At 56.1% G+C, this 25,697-nt stretch carries 24 protein-coding genes and 3 tRNA genes; 26 read left to right on the top strand and 1 reads right to left on the bottom strand.

Translation table 11 applies throughout. The features are described from left to right. Positions 1-8: 8 nt before the first annotated feature. Genes pxpB through nei form a run of 4 tightly spaced genes read left to right on the top strand, consistent with a single transcriptional unit; the run spans position 9 to position 3,125 of the window. The gene (pxpB, locus tag EH164_RS15720) at positions 9-665 is read left to right on the top strand and encodes a 5-oxoprolinase subunit PxpB (RefSeq protein ID WP_124969104.1); all 657 of its coding nucleotides are present in this window, start codon (positions 9-11) and stop codon (positions 663-665) included. Next, positions 659-1,591 carry a 5-oxoprolinase subunit PxpC gene (gene pxpC / locus EH164_RS15715; protein ID WP_124969102.1) on the top strand — a complete coding sequence of 311 codons (933 nt, stop codon included), beginning with the start codon at positions 659-661 and terminating at the stop codon, positions 1,589-1,591. The genes pxpB and pxpC overlap by 7 nt, the downstream gene beginning before the upstream one ends. Then, positions 1,581-2,321 carry a 5-oxoprolinase subunit PxpA gene (gene pxpA / locus EH164_RS15710; protein ID WP_124969100.1) on the top strand — a complete coding sequence of 247 codons (741 nt, stop codon included), beginning with the start codon at positions 1,581-1,583 and terminating at the stop codon, positions 2,319-2,321. The genes pxpC and pxpA overlap by 11 nt, the downstream gene beginning before the upstream one ends. A gap of 12 nt (positions 2,322-2,333) precedes the next feature. Then, a complete protein-coding gene (gene nei, locus EH164_RS15705; RefSeq protein ID WP_124969098.1) occupies positions 2,334-3,125 on the top strand; it encodes an endonuclease VIII in 792 nt (263 codons plus the stop codon). A 405-nt stretch (positions 3,126-3,530) separates the two neighbouring features. Here nei and EH164_RS15700 read toward each other — a convergent pair whose 3' ends face one another. Continuing rightward, positions 3,531-4,817: a citrate synthase gene (locus tag EH164_RS15700; protein WP_042712794.1), complete on the bottom strand. Its 1,287-nt coding sequence runs from the start codon at positions 4,815-4,817 to the stop codon at positions 3,531-3,533. 635 nt (positions 4,818-5,452) lie between these two features. Between EH164_RS15700 and sdhC the strand changes: the two genes are divergently transcribed. The 22 genes from sdhC (at position 5,453) to EH164_RS15590 (ending at position 25,556) form a co-directional block, all read left to right on the top strand. After that, positions 5,453-5,857: a succinate dehydrogenase cytochrome b556 subunit gene (gene sdhC, locus EH164_RS15695; RefSeq protein WP_034811753.1), complete on the top strand. Its 405-nt coding sequence runs from the start codon at positions 5,453-5,455 to the stop codon at positions 5,855-5,857. Next, positions 5,851-6,198, top strand: coding sequence for a succinate dehydrogenase membrane anchor subunit (sdhD, locus tag EH164_RS15690; RefSeq protein WP_023478217.1), 348 nt, complete (start codon positions 5,851-5,853; stop codon positions 6,196-6,198). The genes sdhC and sdhD overlap by 7 nt, the downstream gene beginning before the upstream one ends. Next, a complete protein-coding gene (gene sdhA / locus EH164_RS15685) occupies positions 6,198-7,964 on the top strand; it encodes a succinate dehydrogenase flavoprotein subunit (RefSeq protein ID WP_034811756.1) in 1,767 nt (588 codons plus the stop codon). The genes sdhD and sdhA overlap by 1 nt, the downstream gene beginning before the upstream one ends. 16 nt (positions 7,965-7,980) lie before the next feature. Next, positions 7,981-8,697: a succinate dehydrogenase iron-sulfur subunit gene (locus EH164_RS15680; RefSeq protein ID WP_023478213.1), complete on the top strand. Its 717-nt coding sequence runs from the start codon at positions 7,981-7,983 to the stop codon at positions 8,695-8,697. Between the two features lie 353 nt (positions 8,698-9,050). Then, a complete protein-coding gene (gene sucA, locus EH164_RS15675; RefSeq protein ID WP_023478236.1) occupies positions 9,051-11,858 on the top strand; it encodes a 2-oxoglutarate dehydrogenase E1 component in 2,808 nt (935 codons plus the stop codon). Between the two features lie 14 nt (positions 11,859-11,872). After that, positions 11,873-13,099 (top strand): 2-oxoglutarate dehydrogenase complex dihydrolipoyllysine-residue succinyltransferase, encoded by a 1,227-nt coding sequence (gene odhB, locus EH164_RS15670; RefSeq protein WP_023478231.1) that lies wholly within the window; start codon positions 11,873-11,875, stop codon positions 13,097-13,099. Positions 13,100-13,222: 123 nt separating this feature from the next. Beyond that, positions 13,223-14,389 (top strand): ADP-forming succinate--CoA ligase subunit beta, encoded by a 1,167-nt coding sequence (gene sucC, locus EH164_RS15665; protein WP_034811760.1) that lies wholly within the window; start codon positions 13,223-13,225, stop codon positions 14,387-14,389. Further along, a complete protein-coding gene (gene sucD / locus EH164_RS15660) occupies positions 14,389-15,258 on the top strand; it encodes a succinate--CoA ligase subunit alpha (RefSeq protein ID WP_023478233.1) in 870 nt (289 codons plus the stop codon). The genes sucC and sucD overlap by 1 nt, the downstream gene beginning before the upstream one ends. An 811-nt stretch (positions 15,259-16,069) precedes the next feature. Next, positions 16,070-17,638, top strand: a complete 1,569-nt coding sequence (gene cydA, locus EH164_RS15655) for a cytochrome ubiquinol oxidase subunit I (protein WP_023478219.1) — start codon at positions 16,070-16,072, stop codon at positions 17,636-17,638. A 15-nt stretch (positions 17,639-17,653) separates the two neighbouring features. Beyond that, positions 17,654-18,793, top strand: a complete 1,140-nt coding sequence (gene cydB, locus EH164_RS15650) for a cytochrome d ubiquinol oxidase subunit II (RefSeq protein WP_023478221.1) — start codon at positions 17,654-17,656, stop codon at positions 18,791-18,793. Between the two features lie 14 nt (positions 18,794-18,807). Beyond that, positions 18,808-18,921 carry a cytochrome bd-I oxidase subunit CydX gene (cydX, locus tag EH164_RS15645; RefSeq protein ID WP_071789428.1) on the top strand — a complete coding sequence of 38 codons (114 nt, stop codon included), beginning with the start codon at positions 18,808-18,810 and terminating at the stop codon, positions 18,919-18,921. After that, positions 18,921-19,214: a cyd operon protein YbgE gene (gene ybgE, locus EH164_RS15640; protein WP_042713645.1), complete on the top strand. Its 294-nt coding sequence runs from the start codon at positions 18,921-18,923 to the stop codon at positions 19,212-19,214. Before cydX ends, ybgE begins: the two co-directional genes overlap by 1 nt. Before the next feature lie 148 nt (positions 19,215-19,362). After that, positions 19,363-19,767 (top strand): tol-pal system-associated acyl-CoA thioesterase, encoded by a 405-nt coding sequence (ybgC, locus tag EH164_RS15635; protein ID WP_034811764.1) that lies wholly within the window; start codon positions 19,363-19,365, stop codon positions 19,765-19,767. Next, the gene (gene tolQ / locus EH164_RS15630; protein WP_023478229.1) at positions 19,764-20,456 is read left to right on the top strand and encodes a Tol-Pal system protein TolQ; all 693 of its coding nucleotides are present in this window, start codon (positions 19,764-19,766) and stop codon (positions 20,454-20,456) included. Before ybgC ends, tolQ begins: the two co-directional genes overlap by 4 nt. Before the next feature lie 3 nt (positions 20,457-20,459). After that, entirely contained in the window at positions 20,460-20,888 is a 429-nt protein-coding gene (gene tolR / locus EH164_RS15625; RefSeq protein ID WP_023478226.1) for a colicin uptake protein TolR, read from the top strand. 39 nt (positions 20,889-20,927) lie between these two features. After that, positions 20,928-22,253, top strand: a complete 1,326-nt coding sequence (gene tolA, locus EH164_RS15620) for a cell envelope integrity protein TolA (protein WP_034811770.1) — start codon at positions 20,928-20,930, stop codon at positions 22,251-22,253. Positions 22,254-22,383: 130 nt separating this feature from the next. After that, the gene (gene tolB, locus EH164_RS15615; protein WP_023478234.1) at positions 22,384-23,676 is read left to right on the top strand and encodes a Tol-Pal system beta propeller repeat protein TolB; all 1,293 of its coding nucleotides are present in this window, start codon (positions 22,384-22,386) and stop codon (positions 23,674-23,676) included. Positions 23,677-23,706: 30 nt separating this feature from the next. Further along, positions 23,707-24,222, top strand: a complete 516-nt coding sequence (pal, locus tag EH164_RS15610; RefSeq protein ID WP_007373922.1) for a peptidoglycan-associated lipoprotein Pal — start codon at positions 23,707-23,709, stop codon at positions 24,220-24,222. A gap of 9 nt (positions 24,223-24,231) precedes the next feature. Next, positions 24,232-25,038 carry a cell division protein CpoB gene (gene cpoB, locus EH164_RS15605; protein WP_094420453.1) on the top strand — a complete coding sequence of 269 codons (807 nt, stop codon included), beginning with the start codon at positions 24,232-24,234 and terminating at the stop codon, positions 25,036-25,038. 164 nt (positions 25,039-25,202) lie between these two features. Further along, positions 25,203-25,278 (top strand) — tRNA-Lys (locus tag EH164_RS15600). A gap of 124 nt (positions 25,279-25,402) precedes the next feature. Next, a tRNA-Val gene (locus tag EH164_RS15595) sits at positions 25,403-25,478 on the top strand. Between the two features lie 2 nt (positions 25,479-25,480). After that, a tRNA-Lys gene (locus EH164_RS15590) sits at positions 25,481-25,556 on the top strand. Positions 25,557-25,697 lie beyond the last annotated feature (141 nt).

The raw sequence follows: 25,697 nt of genomic DNA, 5'->3' as shown, positions 1-25,697 counted from the left end.
GCAGGCAAGTGCAGCGAGCGCGTTGTTATCTGTTAGGCGAAACCGCCGTCGTGCTGGAGCTGGAGCCGCCGGTGCAGCTGGCGACGCAAAAGCGTATCTGGCGGCTGACGCAGCGGCTGGCGACATTCCCGGAGGTAGTGGAAGCGATCCCGGGGATGAATAACGTTACCGTTGTGCTGCGCGATCCCACCACGCTGGCGCTGGATGCGATTGAGCATCTGCAGCGCTGGTGGGAAGAGAGCGAGGCGCTGGAGCCGGAGTCGCGGGCGATTGAGATCCCGGTGGTCTACGGCGGCGAGGCCGGGCCGGATCTGGCGCATGTCGCCGACCACTGCGGCATGAGTGAGAAGCAGGTTGTCGAGCTGCACGCCTCTATCGAATACCGGGTGTGGTTTATCGGCTTTCAGCCCGGCTTCCCCTATCTCGGCGGCATGCCGGAGGCGCTCACCACGCCACGTCGGGCGGAGCCGCGCGTCAGTGTGCCTGCCGGGTCGGTCGGCATTGGCGGCGCGCAAACGGGGATTTACCCGCTGGAGAGCCCCGGCGGCTGGAACCTGATTGGGCGCACCGATCTGACGCTATTTAACTCGCGCTTAGCGGAGCCGTCGCTGCTGCGGCCTGGCGATACGCTGCGCTTTATCCCGCGCAAGGAGGGCGTATGTTAAAAATTCTTCGCGCGGGGATGTATACCTCGTTGCAGGGCGGTAAACGTATCGGCCTGCGCCAGTCCGGCGTCAGCTACAGCGGCGCGCTCGATGGCCCGGCGCTGGAGATTGCCAATGCGCTGGTCGGCAACGCGCCGGAGGCTGCCGCTCTTGAGATTACGCTCGGCCAGTGTGAAGTGGAGTTCGCCCGCGACTGCTGGTTTGCTCTCACCGGCGCAGGCTGCGATGCGACGCTTGATGGCACGGACGTCTGGACCGGCTGGCGCTTTGCGGCGAAGGCCGGGCAGCGGCTGGTGCTGAATCGTCCCCGCTTTGGCGTGCGCAGTTATCTCGCGGTTGCAGGCGGTTTCGATCTGCCGGAAGTGATGGGATCGGGCAGTACCGATCTGAAAACCGCTATTGGCGGGCTGGAAGGGCGCTTGCTGCGCGATGGCGACACGTTGCCGCTCGGTACACCTGCGCGGGACTTCAGCGCGCAGCAGGGTGTGAAACAGCTGTTATGGACCAACCGTATCCGCGCCCTGCCGGGGCCGGAGTATCACGAGTTTGATGCCGCCTCCCAGGAGGCATTCTGGCGCCTGCCGTGGCATATCAATCCCCAGAGCAACCGCATGGGCTACCGCCTGCAGGGCCAGCCGCTGGTGCGCACAACCGAGCGTGATCTGCTCTCCCACGGGCTGCTGCCCGGCGTTATCCAGGTGCCCGCAAATGGTCAGCCGATCGTGTTGATGAATGATTGCCAGACCACCGGCGGTTATCCGCGTATTGCCTGCATTATCGAAGCCGATCTCTACCGTCTGGCGCAAATTCGCCTCGGTCAGCCCGTGCACTTTGTGCAGTGCTCGCTCGACGAGGCGTTGCAGGCACGGCGCGAACAGCGGCTGTTCCTCGATCAACTGGCGTGGCGGCTGCACGATGCGGATTGATTTAAACGCCGATATCGGCGAAGGCTTTGCCGACAACGACCGCGAGCTGATGCAGGTGGTGAGCTCGGTGAATATCGCCTGCGGCTTTCACGCTGGTGATGCCGCGACCATGCTCACCTGCATTGATTTGGCGCTGGCGAATAACGTCGCTATCGGCGCGCACCCGTCATTTCTCGATCGCGAGAATTTTGGCCGCAAGAGAATGTCCACCGCGCCGGACGTGGTCTATAGCGAGGTGCTCTACCAGTGTGGCGCGCTGGCGGCGCTGGCGAAGTCCCGCGGTGCGAGGCTTTCGCATGTAAAACCCCACGGCATGCTCTACAACCAGGCGGCGCAGGACGCGGCGCTTGCCGATGCTATCGCCCATGCGGTACGGGATCTCAATCCCGGTCTAATCCTGGTCGGGCTGGCGGGCAGCGAGCTGTTCCGCGCAGGCGAGCGGCTGGGGTTAGCGACGCGGGAAGAGGTGTTCGCCGACCGCGGCTATCAGCGCAGCGGCCAGCTTGTGCCGCGCGGTGAGCCGGGCGCGTTAATTGAAGATGAGCAGCTGGCGCTGGCACAAACGCTGGAGATGGTGCAGCGCGGGCGCGTCAAAAGCGTTGAGGGTGACTATGCGCCCGTTAACGCGCAAACGGTCTGCCTGCATGGCGATGGCGCGCATGCGCTGGCTTTTGCCCGCCGTTTACGCGCCGCGTTTATTGCCGAAGGCATTACCGTTTCATCACGCTGATAAGGAGTTTTCATGCCGGAAGGACCGGAGATCCGCCGCGCGGCAGATACGCTGGAAGCCGCGATTAAGGGCAAACCGCTGACCGAGGTCTGGTTTGCCCAGCCTCATCTTACTGATTATGCCGCCGGGCTGGTGGGGCAGCAGATCGACGCCATTGAGACACGCGGCAAAGCGCTGTTAACGCACTTTTCCGGCGGGTTGACGCTTTATAGCCACAACCAGCTTTACGGCGTCTGGCGCGTGGTAAAGGCGGGTGAGATACCCGAAACCAACCGCGTGCTGCGCGTGCGCTTGCAGGCGGCGGATAAAGCGATTTTGCTCTACAGCGCCTCGGAGATTGCATTGCTGACGCCGGAGCAACTGGCGCAGCACCCCTTTTTGCTGCGCGTAGGGCCGGATGTGCTGGATATGCGCCTGACGGTGGAGGAGGTGAAAGCGCGTTTGCTCTCGCCGCGCTTTCGGCGTCGGCAGTTTGCCGGGCTGCTGCTCGACCAGGCGTTTCTCGCCGGACTCGGTAACTATTTGCGCGTCGAAATTCTCTGGCACAGCGGGCTGACCGGGCAGCGCAAAGCGGAGCAGCTTAGCGAGAGCGAGCTGGATCTGCTGGCAGATGCATTGCTGGCGATCCCGCGTCTCTCGTATCAAACCCGTGGGCGTGTTGATGAGAAAAAGCATCACGGGGCGCTGTTTCGCTTTAAGGTGTTTCATCGGGCCGGGAAGAAATGCGAGCGTTGTGGCGGGATCATTGAGAAGACGACGCTCTCCTCACGACCCTTTTATTGGTGCCCGGGGTGTCAGCGGTAAATGAGTCAGTGGTAAACGAGAACGTGCCGGATGGCGGCTCCGCCTTATCCGGCCTACGGAACCGAGCCATTTCACCCATCGTAGGCCCGATAAGCGTAGCGCCATCGGGCAATTGTTCCGGTTCATGGAAATGTGATCGTAGGCCCGATAAGCGTAGCGCCATCGGGCAATTGTTCCGGTACATGGAAATGTGATCGTAGGCCCGATAAGCGTAGCGTCATCGGGCAATTGTTCCGGTGCATGGAAATGTAATCGTAGGCCCGATAAGCGTAGCGCCATCGGGCAATTGTTCCGGTGCATGGAAATATGATCGTAGGCCCGATAAGCAAAGCGCCATCGGGCAATATTACGGGGTAGTGCAGTTGCAGGCCCGGTAAGCACAGCGCCACCGGGCATTAGCGGGGATTAATCTTTTTTCAGATCTGACGAAAACTCACGTTTTTCGTAACCGGTATAGAGCTGACGCGGACGGGCAATCTTAATGCCGTCATCGTGCATCTCGTTCCAGTGCGCAATCCAGCCTACGGTACGCGCCATCGCGAAGATCACCGTAAACATGGATGACGGGATCCCCATCGCTTTCAGAATAATGCCAGAGTAGAAATCGACGTTCGGGTAGAGTTTGCGTTCGATGAAGTACGGGTCGTTGAGCGCAATGTGCTCCAGCTCCATCGCCACTTCCAGCAGATCGTCTTTGGTGCCCAGTTCACGCAGCACTTCATGGCAGGTTTCACGCATCACGGTAGCGCGCGGGTCATAGTTCTTATAGACACGGTGACCGAAGCCCATCAGACGGAACGAATCGTTCTTATCTTTGGCGCGACGCAGGAATTCCGGAATGTGTTTAACAGTGCTGATCTCTTCCAGCATCTTCAGTGCGGCTTCGTTCGCGCCGCCGTGCGCCGGTCCCCACAGGGAGGCGATACCGGCCGCGATACAGGCAAACGGGTTCGCGCCCGAAGAGCCTGCGGTACGCACGGTAGAGGTGGACGCATTCTGCTCATGGTCAGCGTGCAGGATCAGAATACGATCCATGGCGCGTTCCAGAACCGGGTTCACTTCGTACGGTTCGCACGGCGTGGAGAACATCATGTGCAGGAAGTTGCCCGCATAGGAGAGGTCGTTGCGCGGATAAACAAACGGCTGACCGATGGAGTATTTGTAGCACATCGCGGCCACGGTCGGCATTTTGGAAAGCAGACGGAACGCAGCGATTTCACGGTGGCGCGGATTGTTCACATCCAGCGAGTCGTGGTAGAACGCCGCCAGCGCGCCGGTCACACCGCACAGCACCGCCATCGGGTGCGAGTCGCGACGGAAACCGTGGAACAGACGGGTAATCTGCTCATGGATCATCGTATGACGGGTCACTGTCAGCGTGAACTCTTCAAACTGTGCCTGAGTCGGTTTTTCGCCGTACAGCAGGATGTAGCACACTTCCAGATAGTTGGACTCAGTCGCCAGTTGATCGATGGGGAAGCCACGGTGCAGCAGAATCCCTTCATCGCCGTCGATAAAGGTGATTTTCGATTCGCATGATGCGGTTGAGGTAAAACCTGGGTCAAAAGTGAAAACCCCTTTTGAACCGAGACTACGGATATCAATAACATCCTGACCGAGCGTGCCTTGTAGCACATCCAGTTCAATAGCATCGTCACCATTGTAGGTGATGGTTGCTTTCTTATCAGCCATTTACGGTCTCCTTAGCGCCTTATTGCTTAAGACCGCCAGCCACCGGGTTTGCCTTCACTTGACCGTCAATGTTAACGAATTGTTATATAGCTCGCTGCTCTGCGAAGAGGAGATACCAGGGTACAGAGCGATAGGCGCGTGCAGATACACATTGAAAATACAGTGAAAAAACAGCAAATCAGCGTCTTAGCAGTCCGAATTTATCAAACCTGTATATCACTAATAACTGTCCTAATTAAATCGGTCAATACCATCACACTGTTACATAACTTATTCTCAGGTGAAAGCAAGACCCCATAACTTTTAAGCATTATAAGTTCTTTCTGGCGTAGTTTGTAACAAGAATGTTTAACTTTTGTCAAATCAGATGATTAAATTTTAAAATAATGTTGTTATCGTGACCTCGGTCACTGTTCTGCATAAAACCCGACAAACTATATGTAGGTTAATTGTAATGATTTTGTGAACGACCTATACTGCCGCCAGGTCTCCGGAATACCCTGCCATCCCGAGCCACCCAGCGTTGTAACCTGTCGTTTAGCATCTGGAAGCACATTTTTTGCATGACGAGCAGTTATAGAAAGGACGCTGTCTGACCCGCACGCAGACCGGAGGAAGGAAACTATAAGAATAGCATGTGGGCGTTATTCATGATAAAAAATGTGAAAAAACAAAGACCTGTCAATCTGGATTTAACAACGATCCAGTTTCCTGTTACGGCTATAGCTTCCATTCTCCACCGCGTTTCCGGTGTCATCACGTTTGTGGCGCTCGGCATTCTGTTGTGGTTACTGGGCTTATCGCTGTCATCTGAAGAGGGCTTCCAGGCCGCTTCTGCCATCATGAGCAGTTTCTTCGTCAAATTCATCTTCTGGGGCATCCTTACCGCGCTGGCGTATCACGCTGTCGGCGGCATTCGCCACATGTTTATGGATTTTGGCTGGCTGGAAGAGAACTTCGCCGCAGGAAAACGTTCCGCTAATATTTCTTTTGTGATCACTGTCGTGCTTTCAATTCTCGCAGGAGTCCTCGTATGGTAAGCAACGCCTCCGCATTAGGACGCAACGGCGTACATGATTTTATTCTCGTCCGTGCTACCGCTATTGTCCTGACGTTATACATCATCTACATGGTCGGCTTTTTCGCGCTGCACAGCGAAGTGACCTGGGGTGTCTGGACGGGCTTCTTCTCCTCCGCCTTCACGAAAGTCTTTACCCTGCTGGCGCTCTTTTCCATCCTGATCCATGCGTGGATCGGTATGTGGCAGGTATTGACCGACTACGTTAAACACGTTGCAACGCGCCTGCTGCTGCAGCTGGTGATTGTTGTTGCGCTGCTTGCGTACGTCATTTATGGATTCGTTGTGGTGTGGGGTGTGTAATGAAACTGCCAGTCAGAGAATTTGATGCTGTTGTAATTGGCGCAGGTGGCGCAGGTATGCGCGCGGCGCTGCAAATTTCCCAGAGCGGGCAAACCTGTGCGCTGCTCTCTAAAGTCTTTCCAACCCGTTCCCACACTGTCTCTGCGCAGGGCGGTATCACCGTTGCGCTGGGCAATACCCATGAAGATAACTGGGAATGGCACATGTATGACACGGTAAAAGGTTCCGACTATATCGGTGACCAGGACGCCATTGAATATATGTGTAAAACCGGCCCGGAAGCGATTCTTGAGCTGGAACATATGGGCCTGCCGTTTTCCCGTCTGGAAGATGGCCGTATCTATCAGCGTCCGTTTGGCGGCCAGTCGAAAGATTTCGGCGGCGAGCAGGCGGCACGTACTGCGGCCGCAGCTGACCGTACCGGTCACGCGCTGCTGCACACCCTTTATCAGCAGAACCTGAAAAACCACACCACCATCTTTTCCGAATGGTATGCGCTCGATCTGGTGAAAAACCAGGATGGCGCGGTGGTCGGCTGTACGGCGCTCTGTATCGAAACCGGTGAAGTGGTCTACTTCAAAGCGCGTGCAACCGTGCTGGCAACCGGTGGGGCGGGGCGTATTTACCAGTCCACCACCAACGCACACATCAACACCGGTGACGGTGTCGGGATGGCGCTGCGTGCCGGTGTTCCGGTGCAGGATATGGAGATGTGGCAGTTCCACCCGACCGGCATCGCCGGCGCAGGTGTACTGGTCACCGAAGGGTGCCGCGGTGAAGGCGGTTACCTGCTGAATAAACATGGCGAGCGCTTTATGGAGCGTTATGCGCCGAACGCGAAAGATCTGGCGGGCCGCGACGTGGTTGCGCGCTCGATCATGATCGAAATTCGCGAAGGCCGTGGTTGCGATGGCCCATGGGGCCCGCACGCCAAGCTGAAACTCGATCACCTCGGTAAAGAGGTGCTGGAATCGCGCCTGCCGGGGATCCTTGAACTGTCGCGCACCTTTGCCCACGTCGATCCGGTGAAAGAGCCGATCCCGGTTATCCCGACTTGCCACTACATGATGGGCGGTATTCCGACCAAAGTGACCGGCCAGGCGCTGACCGTTAACGCCCAGGGCGAAGACGTGGTTATTCCGGGTCTGTTCGCGGTCGGCGAAATCGCCTGCGTATCGGTACACGGCGCCAACCGTCTGGGCGGCAACTCGCTGCTTGACCTGGTGGTATTCGGCCGCGCGGCGGGTCTGCATCTGCAGGAGTCTATCGCCGAGCAGGGCGCGCTGCGTGATGCCAGCGATTCCGATATCGACGCCTCCCTTGAGCGCCTTAACCGCTGGAACAACAACCGCGATGGCGAAGATCCGGTCACCATTCGTAAAGCGCTGCAAGAGTGTATGCAGCACAACTTCTCGGTCTTCCGTGAAGGCGATGCGATGGCGAAGGGTCTGGAACAGCTGAAAGTGATCCGCGAGCGTCTGAAAAACGCCCGTCTGGACGACACCTCCAGCGAGTTCAACACCCAGCGCGTTGAGTGTCTGGAACTGGATAACCTGATGGAAACGGCCTATGCAACGGCGGTTTCTGCCAACTTCCGTACCGAAAGCCGTGGCGCGCATAGCCGCTTCGACTATCCGGATCGTGACGATGAGAACTGGTTGTGTCACTCCCTGTACCTGCCAGAGACGGAATCTATGACGCGTCGCAGCGTCAATATGGAACCGAAACTGCGTCCGGCGTTCCCGCCGAAGATTCGTACTTATTAATGCGGAGACAGGATTGATGAAACTCGAATTCTCGATTTATCGCTATAACCCGGACGTCGACGACGCGCCGCGTATGCAGGATTACACCCTCGAATCGGAAGAGGGTCGCGACATGATGCTGCTTGATGCGTTAATGCAGCTGAAAGAGACCGACTCCACGCTGTCGTTCCGCCGCTCCTGCCGTGAAGGGGTGTGCGGTTCCGATGGCCTGAACATGAACGGCAAAAACGGGCTGGCCTGTATCACCCCGATTTCCGCGCTTGGCAACGGCAAGAAGAAGATTGTCATCCGCCCGCTGCCAGGTCTGCCGGTAATTCGCGATTTGGTGGTGGACATGGGGCAGTTCTATGCCCAATATGAAAAAATTAAGCCTTACCTGTTGAATAATGGGCAAAATCCACCGGCGCGTGAGCACCTGCAGGGGCCTGAACAGCGTGAGAAACTCGACGGTCTGTATGAGTGTATTCTCTGTGCCTGCTGCTCGACCTCTTGCCCCTCGTTCTGGTGGAACCCGGAGAAATTCATCGGCCCGGCAGGCCTGCTGGCGGCGTACCGCTTCCTGATCGACAGCCGCGATACGGAAACAGACAAACGCCTCGATGGCCTGAGCGATGCTTTCAGCGTATTCCGCTGCCACAGCATCATGAACTGCGTCAGTGTATGTCCGAAAGGGCTTAACCCGACGCGCGCCATTGGCCACATTAAGTCAATGTTGTTGCAACGCAGTGCATAAAAAAGTAAAGCCGGATGGCGCTTGCGCTTATCCGGCCTACAGTATTGAGTAGCCCGGTAAGCGCAAGCACACCGGGCGAGTAAAGCAGCAGAAACCTCTAAAAACCGCCACTGAAACATAATCGAGATGTTTGGCGCGAGACAAGGCAGCAACTGAGCCCATCCCGGGGAGTTATGTGACCGGAATGAGTGAAGGCAGCCAACGCCGTCGCAGCCCGAACAACGAAGATTAGGCTGTTTTTAAAGGTTCCTTCGCGGGTCAAAGAACCCGCAGGTGAACCCTGGGACGTGCGCGTACGTGTACGTCGAAGTTATCCACGGCGAAGTAAGCATAACAATGCTTAAGGGATCACGATGCAGAACGGCGCAATGAAAGCCTGGCTGGACTCTTCTTACCTCTCTGGGTCTAACCAGAGCTGGATAGAACAGCTCTATGAAGACTTCTTAACCGATCCTGACTCGGTAGATGCGAACTGGCGATCTATGTTCCAGCAGTTACCAGGTACCGGAGTCAAACCGGATCAGTTCCACTCCAAAACGCGTGATTACTTCCGCCAGCTGGCGAAGGACGCTTCACGTTACTCCCCCTCGATTTCCGACCCCGATACCAACGTTAAGCAGGTCAAAGTCCTGCAGCTCATTAACGCCTACCGCTTCCGTGGTCACCAGCATGCGAATCTCGATCCGCTGGGATTATGGCAGCAGGAGAGGGTCGCCGATCTCGATCCCGCATTCCATGACCTGACCGAAGCCGATTTCCAGAACAGCTTCAATGTCGGGTCATTTGCTATCGGCAAAGACACCATGCCGCTGGGCGAGCTGCTCCACGCGCTGAAAGAGACCTATTGTGGCTCCATCGGCGCGGAGTACATGCACATCACCAGCACCGAAGAGAAACGCTGGATCCAGCAGCGCATCGAGTCGGCCACCGGTAAATCCAGCTTCTCGGCAGAAGAGAAAAAGCGCTTCTTAAGCGAACTGACCGCCGCCGAAGGGCTGGAGCGCTATCTGGGCGCGAAATTCCCGGGTGCAAAACGCTTCTCCCTTGAGGGTGGCGACGCGCTGGTACCGATGCTGAAAGAGATGATCCGCCACGCCGGTAAAAGCGGCACTCGTGAAGTGGTGCTGGGCATGGCGCACCGCGGTCGTCTGAACGTGCTGGTTAACGTGCTGGGCAAAAAACCGCAGGACCTGTTCGACGAATTTGCCGGTAAACATAAAGAGCATCTCGGCACCGGCGACGTGAAATACCATATGGGCTTCTCGTCCGACGTTGAAACCGAAGGCGGCCTGGTTCACCTGGCGCTGGCGTTTAACCCGTCGCACCTCGAGATCGTAAGCCCGGTAGTTATCGGCTCCGTGCGCGCGCGTCTCGATCGCCTCGACGAGCCGAGCAGCAACAAAGTGTTGCCGATCACCATTCACGGTGACGCGGCGGTCGCAGGCCAGGGCGTGGTGCAGGAAACCCTCAACATGTCCAAAGCCCGCGGCTACGAAGTGGGCGGCACCGTGCGTATTGTTATTAACAACCAGGTGGGCTTCACTACCTCGAACCCGCTGGATGCGCGCTCAACGCCGTACTGTACCGATATCGGTAAAATGGTGCAGGCACCGATTTTCCACGTTAACGCGGACGATCCGGAAGCCGTAGCCTTTGTGACACGCCTGGCGCTCGATTTCCGTAATACCTTCAAACGCGATGTCTTTATCGACCTGGTGTGCTACCGCCGTCACGGCCATAACGAAGCCGATGAGCCGAGCGCAACCCAGCCGCTGATGTACCAGAAGATCAAAAAGCACCCGACGCCGCGCCAGATTTACGCCAGCCGTCTGGAGCAGGAAACCACCATCGCCGCTGAAGACGCCACCGAAATGGCTAACGTCTACCGCGATGCGCTCGACGCCGGTGAGTGCGTTGTCGCTGAATGGCGTCCAATGAATATGCACTCCTTTACCTGGTCGCCGTACCTCAACCACGAGTGGGATGAGAGCTACCCGAACAAGGTGGAGATGAAGCGCCTGCAAGAGCTGGCGAAGCGCATCAGCACCGTACCGGACGCGATTGAGATGCAGTCCCGCGTAGCGAAAATCTACGCTGACCGTCAGCTGATGGCGAACGGCGAGAAGCTGTTCGACTGGGGCGGCGCGGAGACGCTGGCTTACGCCACGCTGGTAGATGAGGGCATTCCGGTGCGTCTCTCCGGTGAAGACTCCGGGCGCGGCACCTTCTTCCATCGTCATGCGGTGGTGCATAACCAGACTAACGGTTCGACTTACACCCCGCTGGCGCACGTGCATAACAGCCAGGGCGCGTTCCGCGTCTGGGACTCCGTGCTGTCGGAAGAAGCGGTACTGGCGTTTGAGTATGGCTACGCCACCGCTGAGCCGCGCACGCTCACCATCTGGGAAGCGCAGTTCGGCGACTTCGCCAACGGTGCGCAGGTGGTTATCGACCAGTTCATCAGCTCCGGCGAGCAGAAGTGGGGCCGTATGTGTGGCCTGGTCATGCTGCTGCCGCACGGCTATGAAGGGCAAGGCCCGGAGCACTCCTCCGCGCGTCTGGAGCGTTATCTGCAACTCTGCGCCGAGCAGAATATGCAGGTTTGCGTGCCGTCGACCCCGGCGCAGGTTTACCACATGCTGCGTCGTCAGGCGCTGCGCGGTATGCGTCGTCCGCTGATTGTGATGTCACCGAAATCGCTGCTGCGTCATCCGCAGGCTGTTTCAACGCTTGATGAGCTGGCAAACGGCACCTTTATGCCGGCGATTGGCGAAGTGGACGATCTCGATCCGCAGGGCGTGAAACGCGTTATCCTCTGTTCGGGTAAGGTTTATTACGATTTGCTGGAACAGCGTCGTAAGAACGACCAGAAAGATGTCGCGATTGTCCGCATCGAGCAGCTCTATCCGTTCCCGCACCAGGCGGTGCAGGAAGCGCTGAAGCCGTACGCGCATGTGCATGATTTTGTCTGGTGCCAGGAAGAGCCGCTGAACCAGGGCGCATGGTACTGCAGCCAGCATCACTTCCGTGATGTGATTCCATTTGGGGCTGGTCTGCGTTACGCAGGTCGCCCGGCCTCCGCCTCTCCGGCGGTGGGATACCTCTCCGTTCACCAGAAACAGCAACAAGATCTGGTAAATGACGCGCTGAACGTCAATTAATTAAAGGATAAATAATGAGTAGCGTAGATATTCTTGTTCCCGATCTGCCTGAGTCCGTTGCTGACGCGACCGTTGCAACCTGGCACAAAAAACCAGGCGATAGCGTTAAACGTGATGAAGTGCTGGTAGAAATCGAAACTGACAAAGTGGTACTGGAAGTGCCGGCGTCAGCGGACGGCATCCTTGATGCCGTGCTGGAAGAGGAAGGCACAACCGTTACCTCCCGCCAGATTCTGGGCCGTCTGAAAGAGGGCAACAGCGCAGGCAAAGAGAGCAGTGCTAAATCTGAAGAGAAAGAGTCTACACCGGCGCAGCGCCAGCAGGCCTCGCTGGAAGAGCAGAACAATGATGCCCTGAGCCCGGCGATCCGTCGCCTGCTGGCCGAGCACAACCTGGAAGCCAGCGACATCAAAGGTACCGGTGTTGGTGGTCGTCTGACCCGTGAAGATGTTGAGAAGCATCTGGCGAAAGGCCCGGCGCAGAGCGCTGCGCCAGCGGCAGCTCCGGCTGCTGCCAGCACCCCGGCTCCGGCCCCGGCTGGCCGCACGGAAAAACGCGTTCCGATGACCCGCCTGCGCAAACGCGTAGCCGAGCGTCTGCTGGAAGCGAAAAACTCCACCGCCATGCTGACGACCTTCAACGAAGTCAACATGAAGCCGATTATGGATCTGCGTAAGCAGTACGGCGACGCGTTCGAGAAGCGTCACGGCATCCGTCTGGGCTTTATGTCCTTCTACGTGAAAGCGGTGGTTGAAGCGCTGAAACGCTACCCGGAAGTGAACGCTTCTATCGATGGCGATGATGTGGTTTACCACAACTATTTCGATGTCAGTATGGCTGTTTCCACGCCGCGTGGCCTGGTGACCCCGGTGCTGCGCGATGTCGACACCCTCGGCATGGCAGATATCGAGAAGAAAATTAAAGAGCTGGCGCTGAAAGGGCGCGACGGCAAGCTGACCGTGGAAGATCTGACCGGCGGTAACTTCACCATTACCAACGGCGGCGTCTTTGGTTCGCTGATGTCCACCCCGATCATCAACCCGCCGCAGAGCGCGATCCTCGGCATGCACGCCATCAAAGATCGCCCGATGGCGGTTGATGGCAAGGTTGAGATCCTGCCGATGATGTACCTGGCGCTCTCTTACGATCACCGTCTGATCGACGGCCGTGAGTCTGTGGGCTATCTGGTCGCCATCAAAGAGCTGCTGGAAGATCCGACCCGTCTGCTGCTGGACGTGTAGTCGGCCAGGGCCCGGCGGATGCCGGGCCTGAAGTCATCACCTGACTGTGGGCGGATCCGGCAAACAGGGTACCCCGACCCGCAGACACCCTGATAATGATTACCTGAAGGATGGATAGAACAGATGAACTTACATGAGTATCAGGCGAAACAGCTTTTTGCCCGGTCAGGTCTGCCGACTCCGGTTGGATACGCCTGTACTACCCCGCGTGAAGCCGAAGAAGCGGCATCGAAAATTGGCGCAGGCCCGTGGGTCGTAAAATGCCAGGTTCACGCAGGCGGCCGCGGTAAAGCGGGCGGCGTAAAAGTGGTGAACAGCAAAGAAGAGATCCGCGCATTCGCGGAGCACTGGCTGGGTAAACGCCTGGTAACCTACCAAACAGACGCTAACGGCCAGCCGGTTAACCAGATTCTGGTTGAAGCGGCGACCGATATCGACAAAGAGCTCTACCTGGGCGCGGTAGTTGACCGTAGCTCGCGTCGCGTGGTGTTCATGGCCTCCACCGAAGGCGGTGTTGAGATTGAGAAAGTGGCGGAAGAGACCCCGCACCTGATCCACAAAACCACCATCGATCCGCTGACCGGCCCGATGCCGTATCAGGGTCGTGACCTGGCGTTCAAACTGGGTCTGGAAGGTAAGCAGGTTCAGCAGTTCACCAAAATCTTTATGGGTCTGGCGACCATTTTCCTTGAGCGCGACCTGGCGCTGATCGAAATCAACCCGCTGGTGATCACTAAGCAGGGCGACCTGATCTGCCTCGACGGCAAATTGGGCGCTGACGGTAACGCACTCTTCCGCCAGCCGGATCTGCGCGAAATGCGCGACCAGTCTCAGGAAGACCCGCGCGAAGCACAGGCTGCGCAGTGGGAGCTGAACTACGTAGCTCTCGACGGCAACATCGGCTGCATGGTTAACGGCGCAGGTCTGGCGATGGGCACCATGGACATCGTTAAACTGCACGGCGGCGAACCGGCTAACTTCCTTGACGTTGGCGGCGGCGCAACCAAAGAGCGCGTAACCGAAGCTTTCAAAATCATTCTCTCCGATGAGAACGTGAAAGCCGTTCTGGTTAACATCTTCGGCGGCATCGTGCGCTGCGACCTGATCGCAGACGGCATCATCGGTGCAGTAGAAGAAGTTGGCGTGAACGTGCCGGTAGTCGTACGCCTGGAAGGTAACAACGCTGAACTGGGTGCCAAGCGCCTGGCTGACAGCGGCCTGAATATTATCGCAGCGAAAAGTCTGACGGATGCAGCACAGCAGGTTGTTGCCGCAGTGGAGGGGAAATAATGTCTGTTTTGATCGATAAGAACACCAAAGTTATCTGCCAGGGCTTCACCGGAAGCCAGGGTACATTCCACTCCGAACAGGCGATTGCCTACGGTACGCAGATGGTTGGTGGCGTAACGCCAGGCAAAGGCGGCACCACGCACCTCGGCCTGCCAGTCTTCAATACCGTGCGTGAAGCGGTAGAAGCGACCGGCGCGACCGCAACGGTTATCTACGTTCCGGCTCCGTTCTGCAAAGACTCCATCCTGGAAGCGATCGACGCAGGTATCAAACTGATTATCACCATCACTGAAGGTATCCCGACGCTGGATATGCTGACGGTGAAAGTGAAGCTGGATGAAGCTGGCGTGCGCATGATCGGGCCGAACTGCCCGGGCGTGATCACCCCAGGCGAGTGCAAAATCGGCATTATGCCGGGCCATATCCATCAGCCGGGTAAAGTCGGCATCGTTTCCCGCTCCGGTACCCTGACCTATGAAGCGGTTAAACAGACCACGGATTACGGTTTTGGTCAGTCCACCTGTGTGGGCATCGGCGGCGACCCGATCCCGGGCTCTAACTTTATCGACATCCTGAAACTGTTCCAGGAAGATCCGCAGACCGAAGCGATCGTGATGATCGGTGAGATCGGTGGTAGCGCGGAAGAAGAAGCCGCAGCCTACATCAAAGAGCACGTCACCAAACCGGTTGTTGGCTACATTGCCGGTGTTACCGCGCCGAAAGGCAAGCGTATGGGCCACGCAGGCGCCATTATCGCAGGCGGTAAGGGTACGGCGGACGAGAAGTTCGCGGCACTGGAAGCTGCTGGCGTGAAAACCGTGCGCAGCCTGGCCGATATCGGCGACGCTCTGAAAACCGTAATTAAATAAAAAACCATCGCTCCCCCTTGCAGGGGAGCAGCGCAATTCGACATGGTTGGCCGCTCCTGGAGCGGCCTTTTTTATTGCCCGAATCTATGCGTGGTAAAAAGAGGGAGGCAGGCAGGGGAGGGGACTTGCAGCATTATCCGGCGACCTGAAAGCAGGTTATAAAAGTTATGAATAATAGCGCTAAGTATCGCCTTTTAAAGATGCTTATTTTTATAATAACGAAGCGGTGTTAATTATATTAACTGGATAAGTGAAATATTTGTAAAATCAATCTGGAAATAGGTGAGCTGTTTCACTTAAGAGTTACCCACTTTTCACGTTTTTAACTTACCGCGTAAAGTAACCTGCCTTTCTTCGCTTTATTCGTCAATTGATAACCATAAATTGCGTTACATTAAACATGTTATTAACACTGTTTTTACCCGCCGGACACCTTAAATACAAAATTAACAACGTCAATGGTAAATGATTTAAATCAATATTTAAAAGCTTGGAAAAGCGGTCAAAACTCGTTAAATTGTCGCCGATCAAATTGACCGCGAAGTGCAAAATTGGGGATTAATTGATCGCCGTCGTAAAACGTAAAACATAATCAATAAATGCTTTTTATTGTTAGGGTTTTGCGGAGTAATATATTCGCGAGATCAATTCGAATTTTTTATTAACCTGGTTGTAACTTTTTTTATTCATTGTCCCGACATTTGGGAGAGTGAATAAAACAGTGCAGCAAATTTGTATTGGGGCATGCGTGTGAACCTTCGCTAACGGGGGTTTACTCTCGGAGTCTTCATGCGATGAGCAAGGAGTCATGATGTTAGATATAGTCGAACTGTCACGCTTACAGTTTGCCTTGACCGCGATGTACCACTTTCTGTTTGTGCCGCTGACGCTTGGTATGGCGTTCCTGCTGGCAATTATGGAAACGGTCTACGTCCTCTCCGGCAAACAGATCTACAAAGATATGACCAAGTTCTGGGGCAAGTTGTTTGGGATCAACTTCGCGCTGGGCGTGGCGACCGGTCTGACCATGGAGTTCCAGTTCGGGACTAACTGGTCTTACTATTCTCACTACGTTGGGGATATTTTCGGTGCGCCGCTGGCCATTGAAGGTCTGATGGCCTTCTTCCTCGAATCCACATTCGTGGGTCTGTTCTTCTTCGGTTGGGATCGTCTGGGCAAAGTTCAGCACATGGCGGTAACCTGGCTCGTTGCTCTGGGCTCCAACTTGTCCGCACTCTGGATCCTCGTCGCCAACGGCTGGATGCAGAACCCCATCGCCTCTGATTTCAACTTCGAAACCATGCGTATGGAGATGGTGAGCTTCTCTGAACTGGTGCTTAACCCGGTTGCGCAGGTCAAATTTGTGCACACCGTGGCTTCCGGCTACACCTGCGGCGCTATCTTTATTCTCGGTATCAGCTCCTACTACCTGCTGCGCGGTCGTGACGTTGCTTTTGCGAAACGCTCCTTTGCTATCGCAGCCAGCTTCGGTATGGCGGCAATCCTCTCCGTTATCGTGCTGGGCGATGAGTCCGGTTACGAAATGGGTGACGTGCAGAAAACCAAACTGGCGGCAATCGAAGCGGAGTGGGAAACCCAACCGGCTCCTGCAGCGTTTACCCTGTTTGGTATTCCGGATCAGGATAAACAAGAGAACAAATTCGCTATCCAGATCCCGTTTGCGCTCGGCATTATCGCTACCCGCTCCGTCGACACGCCGGTTATTGGCCTGAAAGACCTGATGGTGCAGCACGAAGAGCGTATCCGTAACGGCATGAAAGCGTACCAGCTGCTTGAACAGCTGCGCTCCGGCTCTGCGGATCCGGCAGTACGTGAGCAGTTCAATAACGTGAAGAAAGATCTCGGTTACGGCCTGCTGCTGAAACGCTATACCCCGAACGTCACCGACGCGACGGAAGCGCAGATCCAGAAAGCGACCCAGGACTCTATTCCACGCGTTGCGCCGCTCTACTTCGCCTTCCGTCTGATGGTAGCCAGTGGCGTGCTGATGCTGCTGATTATCGGCATCTCCTTCTGGACAGTGATCCGTAACCGTATCGGTGAGAAGAAATGGCTGCTGCGCGCCGCGCTGTATGGCATTCCGCTGCCGTGGATTGCGATTGAAGCAGGCTGGTTTGTGGCGGAATACGGTCGTCAACCGTGGGCGATTGGTGAAGTGCTGCCGACTGCCGTTGCCAACTCCTCATTGACCGTCGGCGATCTGCTGTTCTCAATGATTCTGATTTGCGGCCTTTATACGCTGTTTATGGTGGCCGAAGTGTTCCTGATGTTCAAATTTGCTCGCCTTGGGCCGAGCAGCCTGAAGACAGGTCGCTATCACTACGAGCAGTCCACCGTGACTACTCAGCCGGCACGCTAAGACAGGAGTCGTGAAATGATCGATTATGAAGTATTACGTTTTATCTGGTGGCTGCTGGTGGGCATTCTGCTGATCGGTTTCGCCGTCACCGATGGCTTCGACATGGGCGTCGGCATGCTGACCCGCGTGTTGGGGCGTAGCGACACCGAGCGCCGCGTGATGATAAACTCCATCGCGCCGCACTGGGACGGCAACCAGGTCTGGCTTATCACTGCCGGTGGCGCGCTGTTCGCCGCCTGGCCGATGGTCTACGCGGCAGCCTTCTCCGGCTTCTATGTAGCGATGATCCTCGTGCTGGCCTCACTCTTCTTCCGTCCGGTTGGCTTTGATTACCGCTCGAAGATTGAAGATGTGCGCTGGCGCGGCATGTGGGACTGGGGCATCTTCATCGGTAGCTTCGTGCCGCCGCTGGTGATTGGCGTGGCCTTCGGTAACCTGTTGCAGGGCGTACCGTTCCACCTGGATGGCGACATGCGCCTCTTCTATACCGGTAACTTCTTCCAGCTGCTGAACCCGTTTGGTCTGCTGGCCGGTGTAGTGAGCGTGGCGATGATCCTGACCCAGGGCGCAACCTATCTGCAAATGCGTACCGTTGGCGAACTACACCTGCGGGCACGCGCTACGGTACAGATTGCAGCCCTGGTGACGCTGGTCTGCTTCGCGCTGGCGGGTGTCTGGGTGGTGTACGGCATTGACGGGTATGTGATCACCTCTGCGATGAATCATCATGCAGCCTCAAATCCGCTGACTAAAGAAGTTGCGGTACAGGCGGGTGCCTGGCTGACCAACTTCAACAATACTCCGGTATTGTGGGCGATCCCGGCTCTGGGCGTGGCGCTGCCGCTGTTGACTATCCTGACCGCGCGTCTGGATAAATCAGCCTTCGCCTTTGTCTTCTCGTCCCTGACGCTGGCGTGCATCATTCTGACCGCAGGCATCGCGATGTTCCCGTTTGTCATGCCGTCCAGCACCATGCTGAACGCAAGCCTGACAATGTGGGACGCGACCTCGACGCAGCGCACGCTGAACCTGATGACCTGGGTTGCAGCGGTATTCGTACCGATCATTCTGCTCTACACCACCTGGTGTTACTGGAAAATGTTCGGTCGTATTACCAAAGAGCAGATCGAAAGCAACACCCACTCTATGTACTAAGTAAGGAGCTGAATATGTGGTATTTCGCCTGGATTTTAGGAACGCTTCTTGCCTGTGCTTTTGGTGTGATCACCGCGCTGGCGCTGGAACATGTTGAAGCAACCAAAGCCGGTCAAGAAGAACATTGATGGATAAGGTTATCGCAAAGCTCTATGCGGTAATGGACAAGGGCCCGTTACGGGCCCTTTCCTTACTAATGGCGCTGCTGCTGGCAGGGTGCATTTTCTGGGACCCGTCGCGCTTTGCGGCGAAAACCAGCGAGCTTGAGATCTGGCATGGTCTGCTGTTGATGTGGGCCGTTTGCGCCGGTGTGATCCACGGCGTCGGTTTTCGTCCTCGCGCGCTGCACTGGCAAGGGCTGTTTTGCCCGCTGATTGCCGATGTTGTGCTGCTTGCAGGTCTGCTTTTCTTCTTCTTTTGAATAAGAAATATCCGCTATCCCGATGGGCTTGCAAAAGCCCATAAATTTTTACTCTCCGTTTACCACAACCCATTCCAAAGCACCTTGCCCGCGCGTATAGTAGCGAAGTTTAAAAGCTCTAACCTTTTTTGCATTACCGGGATGTAAAGTGAATACAACGCTGTTTCGATGGCCGGTTCGTGTCTATTACGAAGATACTGATGCCGGTGGTGTGGTTTACCACGCCAGCTACGTTGCTTTTTATGAAAGAGCCCGCACCGAGATGCTGCGCCACCATCACTTTAGCCAACAGGCTCTGCTGGCAGAGCAGGTCGCGTTCGTGGTGCGCAAAATTACGCTGGAGTATTTTGCACCCGCCCGACTCGACGACATGCTCGACGTCCAAACGGAAATTACATCAATGCGTGGAACGTCTATGGTGTTCTCGCAGCGGATCGTCAACGCAGAGAACAAAGTGCTGAACGAAGCTGAAGTGCTGGTTGTCTGTGTTGATCCACTCTTAATGAAGCCTCGTGCGCTTCCCAAGTCTATTGTCGCGGAGTTTAAGCAGTGACTGACATGAACATCCTTGATTTGTTCCTGAAGGCGAGCCTTCTGGTCAAACTTATCATGTTGATTTTGATTGGTTTTTCAATCGCATCCTGGGCAATCATTATCCAGAGAACCCGCATCCTCAACGCCGCAGGGCGTGAAGCGGAAGCGTTCGAAGATAAGTTCTGGTCCGGCATTGAACTCTCTCGTCTCTATCAGGAAAGCCAGGGCCGTCGCGATAATCTGAGCGGCTCTGAACAGATTTTCTATAGCGGTTTTAAAGAGTTTGCCCGTCTGCATCGCGCCAACAGCCACGCGCCGGAAGCGATTGTAGAAGGAGCCTCCAGGGCAATGCGTATCTCGATGAATCGCGAGCTGGAAAGCCTCGAAAACCACATTCCTTTCCTCGGTACCGTTGGTTCCATCAGCCCTTATATTGGTCTTTTTGGTACCGTCTGGGGGATCATGCACGCCTTTATCGCGCTGGGCGCGGTGAAACAGGCGACGCTGCAAATGGTTGCACCGGGTATCGCCGAAGCGCTGATTGCGACCGCTATCGGCCTGTTCGCGGCAATTCCGGCGGTAATGGCCTACAACCGTCTGAACCAGCGCGTCAATAAACTGGAACAGAATTACGACAACTTTATGGAAGAGTTCACGGCTATTCTGCATCGCCAGGCGTTTGCCAGCAGCGACAGCAATAAGGAGTAAGCCATGGCCAGATCCCGTGGGCGGAGCAAGCGTGCCCTGAAGTCCGAAATCAATATTGTGCCGCTGCTCGATGTGCTGCTGGTGCTGCTGCTGATCTTTATGGCAACGGCGCCCATCATCACTCAGAGCGTCGAGGTCGATCTGCCGGATGCAACGGATTCTCAGACCGTCAGCACCAATGACGATCCTCCGGTCATTATTGAAGTTTCCGGTGTCGGGCAATACAGCGTGGTGGTAGAGAAAGATCGTATGGATCAGCTGCCGCCGGAGCAGGTTATTGCGGAGGCGCAGCGTCGCCTGCAATCCAATCCGAAAACCGTGTTCTTAATCGGCGGGGCGAAGGACGTGCCGTACGACGAAATCATTAAAGCGCTGAACCTGTTACATAGCGCGGGTGTGAAATCGGTTGGCTTGATGACGCAGCCTATCTGATCACCGGCTTAACAGGCGGACAGTTTTTGGGAACCGAGAGTGTCAAAGGCAACCGTACAAAACGACAAGCTTAAGCGAGCGATACTCATTTCAGCCGTGCTGCACGTAATTCTGGTGGCGCTGCTGATCTGGAGTTCGTTCGATGAGCATATTGAAGCGTCAGCGGGCGGCGGTGGCGGCTCGTCGATCGACGCCGTAATGGTCGATCCCGGCGCGGTAGTGGAGAACTACAACCGCCAACAGCACCAGCAATCGAGCGCTAAACGCGCGGAAGAGCAGCGTGAAAAACAGGCGCAGCAGCAGGCGGAGGAGATGCGTGAAAAGCAGGCCGCCGAGCAGGAGCGTCTGAAGCAGGTAGAGAAAGAGCGTCTGCAAGCGCAGGAAGCGGCGCGCGAACAAGCTGAACAGCAGAAACAAGCGGAAGAAGCGGCTAAGCAGGCGCAACAGCAGCAGAAACAGGCTGAAGAAGCGGCAGCGAAAGCCGCCGCTGACGCGAAAGCCAAAGCGGATGCGCAGGCAAAAGCGGCGGAAGAGGCGGCGAAGAAAGCCGCAGCGGACGCGCAGAAGAAAGCGCAGGCGGATGCAGCCAAAGCCGCCGCCGATGCACAGAAGAAAGCCGAAGCGGAGGCCGCGAAAGCCGCCGCCGACGCACAGAAGAAAGCGGAAGCAGAAGCTGCGAAAGCGGCAGCCGATGCGAAGAAGAAAGCGCAGGCGGAAGCGGCTAAACAGGCTGCTGCTGAAAAAGCCGCAGCCGAAAAGGCCGCCGCCGCTGAAAAAGCTGCCGCTGAGAAGGCCGCTGCCGCAGAGAAAGCCGCAGCGGAGAAGAAAGCCGCTGCAGCGGAAAAAGCGGCAGCCGAGAAGAAAGCGGCTGCGGAAAAAGCCGCCGCTGAGAAGAAAGCTGCTGCCGAGAAGGCCGCCGCCGATAAGAAAGCGGCTGCCAAAAAAGCCGCAGCAGAGAAAGCCGCCGCCGCGGAAGGCGTCGACGATCTGTTTGGCGATCTCAGCTCCGGTAAGAATGCACCGAAAACGGGCGGCGGAGCGAAAGGCAACAATGCAGCGCCGGCGGGTTCGGGTAACACTAAGAACAACGGTGCATCCGGAGCCGATATCAGTAACTACGCAGGGCAGATTAAAACGGCGATTGAGAGCCGCTTCTATGATGCATCTTCCTACACCGGGAAGACCTGTACGTTACGTATCAAACTGGCTCCTGATGGGACGCTGTTAGATATTCAGTCTGAAGGGGGCGATCCGGCGCTCTGTCAGGCCGCGCTGGCCGCGGCACGACAGGCGAAAATGCCGAAGCCACCAAGTCAGGCTGTGTATGAAGTGTTCAAAAATGCGCCGCTGGACTTCAAACCTTGAGGTACACTTTCCTCGCGATCCCGTGAGGAAAGTATGCGAAGGCGGTTCCAACGCGGGTAGTTTTGTCTTATTGGTTTGTTAAAATTCTGCTAAATTATCGCGGGTTTTTTGCCCGGATAAGGGAGATATGATGAAGCAGGCATTACGTGTTGCATTTGGTTTTTTGATGCTGTGGGCAGCGGTGCTGCATGCAGAAGTACGTATCGAGATCACCCAGGGGGTAGACTCGGCACGCCCAATTGGCGTTGTGCCGTTCCAGTGGGCAGGCCCAGGCGCTGCGCCTGAGGACGCTGGCGGTATCGTTGCGGCGGATCTGCGCAACAGCGGTAAATTCAACCCGCTGGATCGCTCCCGTTTACCGCAGCAGCCGGGCACCGCGCAGGAAGTGCAGCCCGCTGCATGGTCCGCGCTCGGTATTGATGCGGTCATCGTAGGTCAGGTGACGCCGAATCCTGATGGCAGCTACAACGTCGCTTACCAGCTGGTCGACACCGGCGGCGCGCCGGGTACCGTGCTGGCGCAAAACTCCTTCAAAGTGAACAAGCAGTGGCTGCGTTATGCTGCCCATGCCGCCAGCGACGAAGTATTCGAAAAGCTGACCGGTATTAAAGGCGCATTCCGTACCCGTATCGCCTATGTTGTGCAGACTGCGAACACTCAGTTCCCGTACGAACTGCGCGTCTCTGATTACGACGGCTATAACCAGTTCCTCGTCCACAAATCGCCGCAGCCGCTGATGTCCCCGGCCTGGTCGCCGGACGGTTCAAAAGTCGCATACGTGACCTTTGAGAGCGGTCGTTCCGCGCTGGTTATCCAGACTCTGGCTAACGCCAGCATTCGTCAGGTAGCTTCGTTCCCGCGCCACAACGGCGCACCGGCCTTCTCGCCGGATGGCACCAAGCTGGCGTTTGCCCTGTCAAAAACCGGCAGCCTGAACATCTACGTGATGGACATCGGTTCCGGCCAGATCCGTCAGGTTACCGACGGTCGCAGCAACAACACCGAACCAACCTGGTTCCCGGACAGCCAGAACCTGGCCTTTACCTCTGACCAGGCCGGTCGTCCGCAGGTTTACAAAATCAATATCAACGGCGGCGCAGCGCAGCGTATCTCCTGGCAGGGTTCTCAGAACCAGGATGCGGATGTCAGCAGCGACGGTAAATTTATGGTGATGGTTAGCTCTGACGGTGGTCAGCAGCACATTGCTAAACAAGATCTGGAAGCGGGTGGCGTGCAAGTTTTGTCGTCAACGTTCCTGGATGAAACGCCAAGTCTGGCACCTAACGGCACTATGGTCATCTACAGCTCTTCTCAGGGGATGGGCTCCGTGCTGAACCTGGTTTCTACAGATGGGCGTTTCAAAGCGCGTATTCCGGCGACTGATGGACAGGTTAAATTCCCTGCCTGGTCTCCGTATCTGTGATAATAAATAAATATTAAAGGAATCAAAGAAATGCAACTGAACAAAGTGCTGAAAGGCCTGATGCTGGCTCTGCCTGTTATGGCAATCGCTGCATGTTCTTCTCACAAGAACAACACCAGCGACCAGAGCGGCGAAGGCATGATGGGTGCCGGCACTGGCATGAACGGTAGCGGTAACATGTCCTCTGAAGAGCAGGCGCGTCTGCAGATGCAGCAGCTGCAGCAGAACAACATCGTTTACTTCGATCTGGACAAGTACGACATCCGTTCTGACTTTGCAGCGATGCTGGATGCTCACGCTAACTTCCTGCGTAGCAACCCGTCCTACAAAGTGACCGTAGAAGGTCATGCTGACGAACGCGGTACCCCGGAGTACAACATCTCCCTGGGCGAACGTCGTGCTAACGCCGTTAAAATGTACCTGCAGGGTAAAGGCGTTTCTGCTGACCAGATCTCCATCGTTTCTTACGGTAAAGAAAAACCTGCAGTACTGGGTCACGACGAAGCGGCTTACGCTAAAAACCGTCGCGCCGTACTGGTTTACTAAGAGAATTGCATGAGCAGTAACTTCAGACATCATCTGTTGAGTCTGTCGTTACTGGTTGGCATAGCGGCCCCCTGGGCCGCTAATGCTCAGGCGCCAATCAGTAGTGTCGGCTCAGGCTCGGTCGAAGACCGTGTCACTCAACTTGAGCGTATTTCCAATGCTCACAGCCAGCTTTTAACCCAACTTCAGCAGCAGCTCTCTGATAATCAGGCCGATATTGACTCCCTGCGCGGGCAGATCCAGGAAAGCCAGTATCAGCTCAATCAGGTTGTTGAACGCCAGCAGCAAATTCTGCAGCAGATCGGCAATCTGAGCAGCGGTGCAGCAGCAGGGCAGACGCAGCAGGCTTCCGGCGATCAGAGCGGTGCGGCAGCGCAGGCTCCCGCAGCGGATGCGGGTGCAAACAACGGTGCGGCGGCTTCAGGCGCACCGGTACAAAGCGGCGATGCCAATACCGATTACAACGCGGCTATCGCCCTGGTGCAGGATAAATCCCGCCAGGATGATGCGCTGGCTGCGTTTCAGAACTTCGTCAAAAAGTACCCTGATTCAACCTATGTACCGAACGCTAACTACTGGCTCGGTCAGTTGAATTACAACAAGGGTAAGAAAGACGATGCGGCTTACTACTTCGCATCGGTAGTGAAGAACTTCCCGAAGTCGCCGAAAGCGCCAGACGCGATGTTTAAAGTCGGCGTGATTATGCAAGACAAGGGCGATACTGCAAAAGCCAAAGCGGTTTACCAGCAGGTGGTCAGCAAATACCCTGGTACCGATGGTGCGAAACAGGCGCAAAAACGCCTTGCTTCGATGTAATGCATAGCGCATGACCAGAAAACGCGGTTTTTCTGGTCTTGTCGCATGAATCATAAGCAGTTAAACAGTGCGCGTCGAAATTGTTGTTGCGCTGAGTTCTTAAATCAGTAATATATGCCGCCGTTGCCACGGGATATCTCTTAACCCGGAAGCAGCCCAAAAGTGGGTCGTTAGCTCAGTTGGTAGAGCAGTTGACTTTTAATCAATTGGTCGCAGGTTCGAATCCTGCACGACCCACCACTGTTAAGTCTGGTGAAGCGTTTTAACGTGAAGGATAACGTTGCGACAGCAACGGCCCGTAGGGCGAGGCGAAAGCCGAGTCATCCTGCACGAACCACCATTTAGCAGTATCCAGCGCAGTATCGGGTGATTAGCTCAGCTGGGAGAGCACCTCCCTTACAAGGAGGGGGTCGGCGGTTCGATCCCGTCATCACCCACCACCGGGTCGTTAGCTCAGTTGGTAGAGCAGTTGACTTTTAATCAATTGGTCGCAGGTTCGAATCCTGCACGACCCACCAATTTAATATCGCGATCGCGATGTTAAATGTGAAGGATAGCGTTGCGTCAGCAACCGCCCGCCGGTGAAAGCCGACTCATCCTGCACAATTGCCACGCATTCCGTGGTTCCAAAGATTTATCTTCGAAGTCGCTACCCTGTA

The organism is Kosakonia sp. CCTCC M2018092, from assembly GCF_003864115.1.
Lineage (GTDB): Bacteria > Pseudomonadota > Gammaproteobacteria > Enterobacterales > Enterobacteriaceae > Kosakonia > Kosakonia cowanii.
Note: the sequence above shows the minus strand (reverse complement) of the source record. Positions and strands in the feature narration are given on the sequence as shown.

Bases quoted from the DNA above. Each gene is read 5' to 3' on its own strand.
- pxpC (WP_124969102.1), top strand. From the start codon at position 659: ATGTTAAAAATTCTTCGCGCGGGGATGTATACCTCGTTGCAGGGCGGT.
- pxpA (WP_124969100.1), top strand. From the start codon at position 1,581: ATGCGGATTGATTTAAACGCCGATATCGGCGAAGGCTTTGCCGACAAC.
- nei (WP_124969098.1), top strand. From the start codon at position 2,334: ATGCCGGAAGGACCGGAGATCCGCCGCGCGGCAGATACGCTGGAAGCC.
- EH164_RS15700 (WP_042712794.1), bottom strand. From the start codon at position 4,817: ATGGCTGATAAGAAAGCAACCATCACCTACAATGGTGACGATGCTATT.
- sdhC (WP_034811753.1), top strand. From the start codon at position 5,453: ATGTGGGCGTTATTCATGATAAAAAATGTGAAAAAACAAAGACCTGTC.
- sdhD (WP_023478217.1), top strand. From the start codon at position 5,851: ATGGTAAGCAACGCCTCCGCATTAGGACGCAACGGCGTACATGATTTT.
- sdhA (WP_034811756.1), top strand. From the start codon at position 6,198: ATGAAACTGCCAGTCAGAGAATTTGATGCTGTTGTAATTGGCGCAGGT.
- EH164_RS15680 (WP_023478213.1), top strand. From the start codon at position 7,981: ATGAAACTCGAATTCTCGATTTATCGCTATAACCCGGACGTCGACGAC.
- sucA (WP_023478236.1), top strand. From the start codon at position 9,051: ATGCAGAACGGCGCAATGAAAGCCTGGCTGGACTCTTCTTACCTCTCT.
- odhB (WP_023478231.1), top strand. From the start codon at position 11,873: ATGAGTAGCGTAGATATTCTTGTTCCCGATCTGCCTGAGTCCGTTGCT.
- sucC (WP_034811760.1), top strand. From the start codon at position 13,223: ATGAACTTACATGAGTATCAGGCGAAACAGCTTTTTGCCCGGTCAGGT.
- sucD (WP_023478233.1), top strand. From the start codon at position 14,389: ATGTCTGTTTTGATCGATAAGAACACCAAAGTTATCTGCCAGGGCTTC.
- cydA (WP_023478219.1), top strand. From the start codon at position 16,070: ATGTTAGATATAGTCGAACTGTCACGCTTACAGTTTGCCTTGACCGCG.
- cydB (WP_023478221.1), top strand. From the start codon at position 17,654: ATGATCGATTATGAAGTATTACGTTTTATCTGGTGGCTGCTGGTGGGC.
- cydX (WP_071789428.1), top strand. From the start codon at position 18,808: ATGTGGTATTTCGCCTGGATTTTAGGAACGCTTCTTGCCTGTGCTTTT.
- ybgE (WP_042713645.1), top strand. From the start codon at position 18,921: ATGGATAAGGTTATCGCAAAGCTCTATGCGGTAATGGACAAGGGCCCG.
- tolR (WP_023478226.1), top strand. From the start codon at position 20,460: ATGGCCAGATCCCGTGGGCGGAGCAAGCGTGCCCTGAAGTCCGAAATC.
- tolB (WP_023478234.1), top strand. From the start codon at position 22,384: ATGAAGCAGGCATTACGTGTTGCATTTGGTTTTTTGATGCTGTGGGCA.
- pal (WP_007373922.1), top strand. From the start codon at position 23,707: ATGCAACTGAACAAAGTGCTGAAAGGCCTGATGCTGGCTCTGCCTGTT.
- cpoB (WP_094420453.1), top strand. From the start codon at position 24,232: ATGAGCAGTAACTTCAGACATCATCTGTTGAGTCTGTCGTTACTGGTT.